Here is a 7721-nt window from a genome sequence, read left to right as displayed (position 1 = left end):
CACTTTCACCGAGCTTCGCGGCCCACTTAACCATTTGCCACAGCTTCACGAGCAGTGACAGGTACACGAGGGGCCGCGGTTTCGCCGGCCGTCGCTACTCGAACTTCCCGAGCAGGTCGCTGTAGAACCCATCGGCGTCGTCGGTCCCGTCGTCGGCGAGCTTCTCGACGATGAGTTCCGGCGTCGAGCGGGCAAGTTTCCCCTTGACAGGCGAGCGCTCGACGCGCAGTTCGCCGTCTTCCAGCCCCTTCGCCTCGATGCCGTCGATGCTGATGTCGGTCTCGGCGGCCTCGCTGATGTCGCGTGCGAGGTGGGAGACGAAAATCGCCGTGGCCTGCCGTTCGCCCAGCGCTTCGAGGATGCCGGCCATGATCTTCGCGCTGGCCCCCGGCTCGGTTATCGATTCGAGTTCGTCGACAAGCACCATCACCGGGCGGTCGTCGGTTCCGGCCGCCGGCCCATCGGTAGCGGCACCGTCATCTGGGTCTGAGTTGCGGTGATCAACATCCGCAACGAGGTCGCCGAACTCTCGCAGCGTGGCCTCGAACGCGCCGGCGTCCAGCGTGCCCTGGGTCTTCGCGTGGTAGTGGAGTTCGGAGATCCGTCCGACGCAAGCCGACGCCGCCGGGACGGGCAGACCCATGTGGGCCAGCGTCGTCACCAGTGCCACGAGGTCCAGCGTCGAGGTCTTGCCACCGCTGTTGACCCCCGAGAGGACCGTGACGCCCTCGACAGCGTAGTCGACCGGTTCGACTTCGTCGAAGGGCACGTCGAGCAGCGGCGAGCGCCCGCCCTCGATGGCGACGCCCTCGGACTCGGTCAGGTCCGGCATCGTGCAGTCGAAGTCCGCGGCGAAGCGGGCGATGGCCAGCTCCACGTCCAGTTCCAGCGTCGCGTCGACCAGCGACTCGGCTGCCTCGCGCATCTCGGCGAGGTCGTCGGCCAGCTCCCGCTTCCGGCGGGTCGCGCGCTGGTCGCGCGCGGCGGTCAGTTCCTCGCGGAGACGGGCGACGACGTCCTCGCTGTGTTCGACGGGATAGGCGGGCTCGTCGGGGAAGGCCCGGCGCGCCGTCGCCTCCATGTCTCGGAGCGCCAGCGCGTCGACGAGGTGGTCGCGGGCCTTCCCGACGGCGGCGGCGTACTCGTCGGCCAGTTCCCGCTGGAGCAGCGAGTCGACACCCGCGCCGCGTTCGACCAGCGACAGCAGGTCCGTCCCCTCGATGGTCACGTCCTGCTCCTCAATGGCCTCGCGGAGGTGGTCGTTGGCGACGCTCTCGGCCGTCGACACCGCCGCGTCGAGGTCGTCGACAGCAGTGGCGAGCCGGTCGAGTTCCTCGTCGCCGCTGACGCTGCCGTCCGCATCAAGCTGGGCAAGCGCCGACAGGAGCGTCTCAAGGTCACACGGCGCGTCGAGGTCGGCGACGCGGTGGACCTCGGCGGCGGCCCGTATCCGGTCGCGGTTGCGGGCGAAGAAGGTGAGCACGCGTTCTGGGACGACCGATTCGGGCTCTTCGAGCGCGTTTGGCTCCACCCGTACGTCGCCCTCGATATCGACGCCGGCGAAGGCCTCGTCCAGCGCGACGACCGTCGAGTACGAGCGGGCGAGTTCGGCCAGCTGGCGGGCGTCGTCGACGACCTCGACACTGACCTCCGGAATCGCGGCCTGCGCGTCGGCGTAGCGCTCGGCGTCGCGGGTCGCCAGACAGCGGTCCCGGACCCGCACGTCGCCGGGTTCAGAAAGCGGTTCGACGGCCGACAGGGCGTCGAGAACTGCCGGGTCGGGGTCGCGGGCCATCGCCGACTCGGCGAACGCCCGGACCTCCTCGATGCGGCTGCGGACGCCGCTGGGATAGATCGTCTCCAGTCGCTTCGCGGCGTAGTCGGTCACCGTCCTGTCGGTCAGCAGGGCCAGCGCGTCCTCGTGGATTTCGCTGGCGCGTTTCGTCGCGGTGAACCCACCGGGGTCGTCGTGTTCGGCCCGGATCGCACCGCGAGCGATGCGGGCGGCCCGGCCCTCGCTGATGCCCGGTGCGCGTGCGAGCGACGCCACGTCGCCGTCCCGAAGTGCCGCCTCCGGATCGTCTAGTTCCCGGAGCGCCGCGGCTGTCTTTGCCCCGACGCCCGGAACCGATTCGAGCTCCATCTGCCCGCCCATTCGACGCCAGCGAGAAAAAACCCGTTGCCAGCGGCTCCGGCGGCGGAGTGGGCGTCCGACACCGCTTCGACCACGTCAGCTGAACACCGAACGCGAAGGCGTTTTTGCGCTCCACCGAGAAAGGAATCCCATGTCTGCTGTTTCGGAGAAGCTAGCGGCCGCCCGCGAAGACCTCGAATCGCGAGACGGCGTGCTGATCGCCTTCTCCGGTGGTGTCGATTCGAGTGTCGTCGCCGCACTGGCTTACGACGCCCTCGGCGACGACGCAATCGCCTGTACCGCCAAATCTGAAACCCTCCCCGCTGCCGAGCTGACGGACGCGACTCGCGTCGCCGAGGAAATCGGTATCCGTCACGAAATCGTGGAGTTCTCCGAACTCGACAGCGACGAGTTCATCCAGAACGACGACATGCGGTGTTACCACTGCCGGTCGATGCGGCTGGGCGCGATGTACGACCGCGCCCGCGAACTCGGCATCGACGTGGTGTGTGACGGGACGAACGCCTCCGACGTGGGCGAGGGCCACCGCCCCGGCCTGCGCGCCGTCGAAGAACTGGACGCCTACTCCCCGCTGCTGGAACACGACATCGAGAAGTCCGAAGTCCGCGAAATCGCCCGCGAGTACGACCTCTCCGTAGCCGACAAGCCCTCGATGGCGTGTCTCTCCTCGCGGATTCCGACCGGTCTCGAAGTCACGGAGGAGCGCCTCTCCCGCGTCGAGAAGGCCGAGCGACTCCTGCGGACGTGGGGCTTCGAGCAGTTCCGCGTGCGCGATCACGACGGCCTCGCCCGAATCGAGGTCGGCGAGGAAGAACTCGAAACCGCACTTGATCCCGACTTCGTTCGCACCGCCCGCGACCACATCGAGGACTGTGGCTTCGACCACGTAACGCTGGATCTCCACGGCTACGAGACAGGAAGTGTGAGCCCAGAAACGGAAGAATCAGCCGAAGAAGACGTGGTCAGCAACGTTTTCGACGCTGACTACCCGTCCGTCGACTGAGGGCTCAGTCAAGCAACGTCCGCCAGCCAGTCAGTTCCTCGCCGACCAGTTCGGGGCTGTCCCCATCGAGCCGAATCTCGTTGACGGCGCAGTTCGCCTGTGAGTGTTCGGCCAGCGCCGCGTCCGGGTCTATATCCGTGAGTTTCGCCAACAGGACCTTGATGACGCCGCCGTGGGTGACCACCAGCGTGGTTTCACCGGCGTCGGTCGTCGCGATTGCCCGGTCCCAGGCCGACTCGACCCGTCTGCGGAAGGTCGGGATGCCCTCGCCGCCTTCCGGGGCCGCATCGAGTGAGATGACGCTCGCGTCCCGGTCGTGGCCGGGAAACTCATCGAGCAGTTCCTCCGCGTACAGGCCCTGCATGGTTCCGAAGCCGCGCTCACGCCAGTCAGTCTCGAACTCAGGGTCGGGCAGGCCACCGTAGCCGTCGTTGGCTGCGGCGGCCGTCTCGCGGGTGCGTCGGAGGTCCGACGCGAAGACGCGGTCGACGCCGTAGCGCTCATCGAGCCACGCCCCGAGCGCCGTGGCCTGCTCCTGTCCCTGGTCGGTCAGCCGACTCGGCGCCCATCCCTGGATGCGCCCGTCGCGGTTCCACGTCGTCTCGCCGTGCCGGGCGACAAGTAGGGTTCCCATCTTATTCACCCCGGTTTCGCCAGCGCGCGACGGCGATAGTCCCCTCGTACAGGAGGATGAGGCCGGCGGCGACAGCGATTGCGGCGTTTCGCGGGAGGCTGAACTGGTTCACGAGGCGGAACAGCGTCGGGTCGGGGCTGCCGAGGTAGCCGACGACGATGGCGACAGCCCACACCGGCAGGCGTGCGGCCCGGAACCCGCGCCAGAGCCTGACCGAGCCGTAGTAGTTCTTGTTCACGTACGCCAGCGCCTCGAACAGGACGATCATCCCGCCGCCGACGAGCATCGGCGTGGCGTTGCCGAGGCCGACGGTCGCCAGCGTCTCGGTGACGGTGGCCGGGAGCCGCTCGTAGTAGCCCGTCGGCACCGGCGCGGGGCTGAGCAGGTAGCCGGCGATACCGAAGACCAGCCACGCGGCGGGACGGCGAGCGGCGAGGTCGTCGGCCGTCGGCACCGGCGACGTGCTGCCGGTCCACCGGAGGAGCAGCAGGGTCCCCTCGAACAGGCCGATCATCGTCACGGCGACCATGAGCGGGGCCATCCCGGTCGGGTCCGGGCTGAACAGGAACGCCACGGCGGCGAAGCCACCCCAGAAGTACAGCCGCCGGTCCTGGAGCCACTGGCGCGTCGTCACGCCCATCATCACCGCAAGCATCACGAACAGCGGGATCTGGAAGATGAGCGCGAACAGCCCGAGCATCAGGATGATGAGGTTGAACGTCTCGCTCAGGCCGAAGGCCAGGTCGGCCGCGCGGTCGGAGTAGGTGATGAAGTAGTCGAACATCGCCCGCAGCACGGCGAAGTACGCGAAGCCGACGCCGACGGCTGCGAGGACGAGGCTCGTCGGCACTGCGGCGAGGTAGTAGCGACGCTCGCGGGGGTACAGTCCCGGCCGCATGAACAGGTACGTCTGGTAGACGAACACCGGCAAGGCGGCGATAAAGCCGACTAGCGAGGACACTTTCAGCCGCGCCAGAATCAGCGCGAGTGGGTTGTACACGTTCGGACAGTCCGCCCCTTCGACGACACTGCCATCGGCATTCGTCGCGACCTGACCGCATTGGCTTGCCGGGCCATCGAGGAAGGAGTACCACAGGAAATTGATGAGTTCGTCGGAGTACGGCAGGGCGATGACGGCGACGACGGCCATCACGCCGACGACGACGAACAGCCGCATCGCCATCTCCTCGACGTGGTCGGCGAGGGGCATCTCCTCGTCGTCGGGCGCGCCCTCGTCGACGATGTCCTCATCTGGGTCGTAGGTGGGTGCGTTCCCGCCGCCGTGGGTCGGTGTGGCACTGCCACCAGCCGGTGACGGCGTCGACTTGCCCCAGTCGGTCGGGACATCTGCCGGGACAACGGCGGCAATGTCCGATGCGTCCCGGTCAAACAGCCCGGCGCTGGATTCGGATTCAGTCGGCGTGGCGTGAGAGCCAACGGTATCCTCATTGCCGCCGGCCGGCGCGGGACCGGGGCTCGTTACTTCGTCCGTCTCCCGATCGGCATCGGCCTCGGCCACGGGGTCGGTGGGGATCGACGACTCGTCGGATTCGTCGTCGGACGGCAGTGGCGGCTCTTCGGACCCGCGCCGCTCGTCGTCTTCGTCACCGTCCTCCATCTGTTCCGGGCTTAGACGGTGGGTGTTGTAAACTTTCTTTTCGAGCAGTGACCGTCACCGGGATGAATAAATTGATAACGCCCACTGGGCTAGGCACAGAGAAGATGGCGAGTGCTATCGACGAGGACACCGTCCAGACGGTCCAGAGCGGGCGCGCGACGCTCGGCGCGATGCTCCGCTCGGCGCAGGTGCACCTCCAGAAGGTGTTCATCGTCTTCGTCATCGGGATGATCGGCACGATCATGGGACTGCAGTACGGCGTCTGGGACACGCTACGCGCCGATCTCCTGTACTCGCAGATGGACCTCACCACGCAGGAGGCCACGAGCATCGTCGCGGTCACGCCCTTCGACGTCATCCTCCTCCAGGTGAAAATCGGGGCCGTCATCGGGATTCTCATGTCGTTGCCGCTGTTGATCTACTTCGGCCGCGACGGACTCCGCCAGCGCGGCTGGTGGCCGGCCGAGCACATCCCGACCTGGAAGGGCGCGCTGTTCGTCACGATCAGCTTAGGTCTGTTTTTCGGCGGCGTGGCTTACGCCTACGAACTGTTCTTCCCGCTGATGTTCAACTTCCTCGCCGGGGACGCGTTCAAGGCCGGCTTCACGCCACAGTACTCCATCGTCAAGTGGTTCCAGTTCGTCTTCCTGCTGGCCGTCTCCTTCGGACTCGCCGCCCAGTTGCCCCTCGTGATGACGGTGCTCTCCTACACCGAGATCATCCCCTACGAGACGTTCCGGGACAAGTGGCGCTACGCGGTAATGGGGATTTTCGCCTTCGGCGCGCTGTTCTCGCCGCCGGACCCCTTCACCCAGATTATGTGGGCCGCGCCGCTGTGTGGTCTCTACGGCATCAGCCTCGCGCTGGCGAAGCTCGCGATGCTGGTCAGGCGTTCCGGTGACCTCGTCAGTACCAGCGCCGTCGCTCGCGGGCACTGGAACACGATTCTCGGCGGTGCAGTGCTGGGCGGCGGCGTGGTGTACTACGTCCTGGCGACGCCGGCATTTCAGTACGTTCAGCGGTTCGCCGAGGTGTTCCCCTCCGACCGGCTCACCGGCGACATCCAGCCGCCGGCGCTGTTCGGACTCCCCGTCGAGAGCACGGCACTGCTTCTCGCTGCCGTGTTCGGTGTCATCGGTGCTGTCGTCGTCCTCTACTACCACGTCCTGACCGCCCTCTCGGAGAAGGCCGGTCCCGGTCAGGTCGGTGACCCGACGGCTATCGACATCGACGAACTCAACGCCTCGGCCGTCGAGGTTGCTCCGCCGGAAGTGTTCGAGGAGATGACCGAGGACGAGGCGCTTGCTCACGCCGACAGCGCTCTTGCGGACGACAACAAGGAGAAAGCTCAGGCCGTCCTCGACCGGTGGGACATGGCCCACGAGGACGACTCGGAGGGTGACGGTGGCGACGGCGCGGACGAGACCGCCGAAGCGGACGAAGAAGAGGCAGGCGTGTTCACCTCGACGACCGCCGGCATGGTCGATGCCTTCACCGAGGACGAGACTACGGAAGACGAAATCGGCGGCTACTACTACGACATTCAGTTCATCCTCAGCGCGCTGGCCTCCCGGGCGTTCGTGATTCTGGGCATCTTCGGGGCAGTGCTCGCCGCCGCGTTCCTGTTCCTCTATCAGGGCGGCATCGGGTCGATACAGCGGACGTTCGTCAGCAGGCTCCCGCCGGAGATGGCCGCCGACGTGAGCATCGTCACGCTCCACCCCGTCGAGCACCTGGTGTTCATCGTCAAGTTCTCGACGATACTCGGGGCCGTCTCTGTCATCCCCGTTGTGCTGTACTTCGCGTGGCCGGCGATGCGCGAGCGCGGCCTCGTCATCGGCAACCGCAACATCCTGGGCATCTGGGGCGGGACGCTGTTCGCCGCGCTCATCGGCGGGAGCCTGCTCGGCTTCCTCTACGTGGCCCCGATGACCATCTCCTGGATCGCCTACGACCAGCTGAACTCGAACATGGTCATCGCCTACCGGGTGAGCAAGTTCGGCTGGCTCGTGTTCTTCCTCACCATCGGCATCGGCCTGCTGGCGGAGATCCCGGTGACGATGTTCCTGTTCCACAAGGGCGGCATCATCCCGTTCCACCTGATGTACGAGCGCTGGCGGGAGGTCGTCATCGGCATCGTCGCCCTCTCGGCGATTCTCTCGCCCAGCGGCATCTTCACGATGTTCATCGTCGGCATTCCGACGGCGCTTTCGTACATGCTCGGCCTCGGCATCCTCTGGGTGTACACGCTCGGCGGCCGGCGGACGACGAACCGCCGCAGCGAACCGGCTGACTGATAGCTGTTCGTAGC

General features: G+C 66.8%; 5 protein-coding genes. 2 read left to right on the top strand and 3 right to left on the bottom strand.

Translation table 11 applies throughout. The annotated features are described in order from the left end of the window. Positions 1-94: 94 nt before the first annotated feature. A complete protein-coding gene (locus tag ACNO8S_RS16175; protein ID WP_420182286.1) occupies positions 95-2143 on the bottom strand; it encodes a helix-hairpin-helix domain-containing protein in 2049 nt (682 codons plus the stop codon). A 142-nt stretch (positions 2144-2285) separates the two neighbouring features. Between ACNO8S_RS16175 and larE the strand changes: the two genes are divergently transcribed. After that, positions 2286-3158 (top strand): ATP-dependent sacrificial sulfur transferase LarE, encoded by an 873-nt coding sequence (larE, locus tag ACNO8S_RS16170; protein WP_151102760.1) that lies wholly within the window; start codon positions 2286-2288, stop codon positions 3156-3158. Positions 3159-3162: 4 nt separating this feature from the next. Here larE and ACNO8S_RS16165 read toward each other — a convergent pair whose 3' ends face one another. Continuing rightward, positions 3163-3792, bottom strand: a complete 630-nt coding sequence (locus tag ACNO8S_RS16165; protein WP_151102759.1) for a histidine phosphatase family protein — start codon at positions 3790-3792, stop codon at positions 3163-3165. Position 3793: 1 nt separating this feature from the next. Beyond that, positions 3794-5410, bottom strand: coding sequence for a twin-arginine translocase subunit TatC (locus ACNO8S_RS16160; RefSeq protein ID WP_420182285.1), 1617 nt, complete (start codon positions 5408-5410; stop codon positions 3794-3796). Positions 5411-5514: 104 nt separating this feature from the next. Between ACNO8S_RS16160 and ACNO8S_RS16155 the strand changes: the two genes are divergently transcribed. Then, entirely contained in the window at positions 5515-7707 is a 2193-nt protein-coding gene (locus ACNO8S_RS16155; protein WP_420182284.1) for a twin-arginine translocase subunit TatC, read from the top strand. The last annotated feature ends 14 nt before the right edge of the window (positions 7708-7721 follow it).

The sequence above is a fragment of the Haloarcula sp. KBTZ06 genome, from assembly GCF_048595605.1.
Taxonomy (GTDB): domain Archaea; phylum Halobacteriota; class Halobacteria; order Halobacteriales; family Haloarculaceae; genus Haloarcula; species Haloarcula hispanica.
The sequence above is the reverse complement of the archived record's forward strand: the minus strand, read 5'-3'. Positions and strand labels throughout refer to the sequence as shown.

Excerpts from the sequence above, each read along its gene's own strand:
- ACNO8S_RS16175 (WP_420182286.1), bottom strand. The coding sequence starts at position 2,143 with ATGGAGCTCGAATCGGTTCCGGGCGTCGGGGCAAAGACAGCCGCGGCG.
- larE (WP_151102760.1), top strand. The coding sequence starts at position 2,286 with ATGTCTGCTGTTTCGGAGAAGCTAGCGGCCGCCCGCGAAGACCTCGAA.
- ACNO8S_RS16165 (WP_151102759.1), bottom strand. The coding sequence starts at position 3,792 with ATGGGAACCCTACTTGTCGCCCGGCACGGCGAGACGACGTGGAACCGC.
- ACNO8S_RS16160 (WP_420182285.1), bottom strand. The coding sequence starts at position 5,410 with ATGGAGGACGGTGACGAAGACGACGAGCGGCGCGGGTCCGAAGAGCCG.
- ACNO8S_RS16155 (WP_420182284.1), top strand. The coding sequence starts at position 5,515 with ATGGCGAGTGCTATCGACGAGGACACCGTCCAGACGGTCCAGAGCGGG.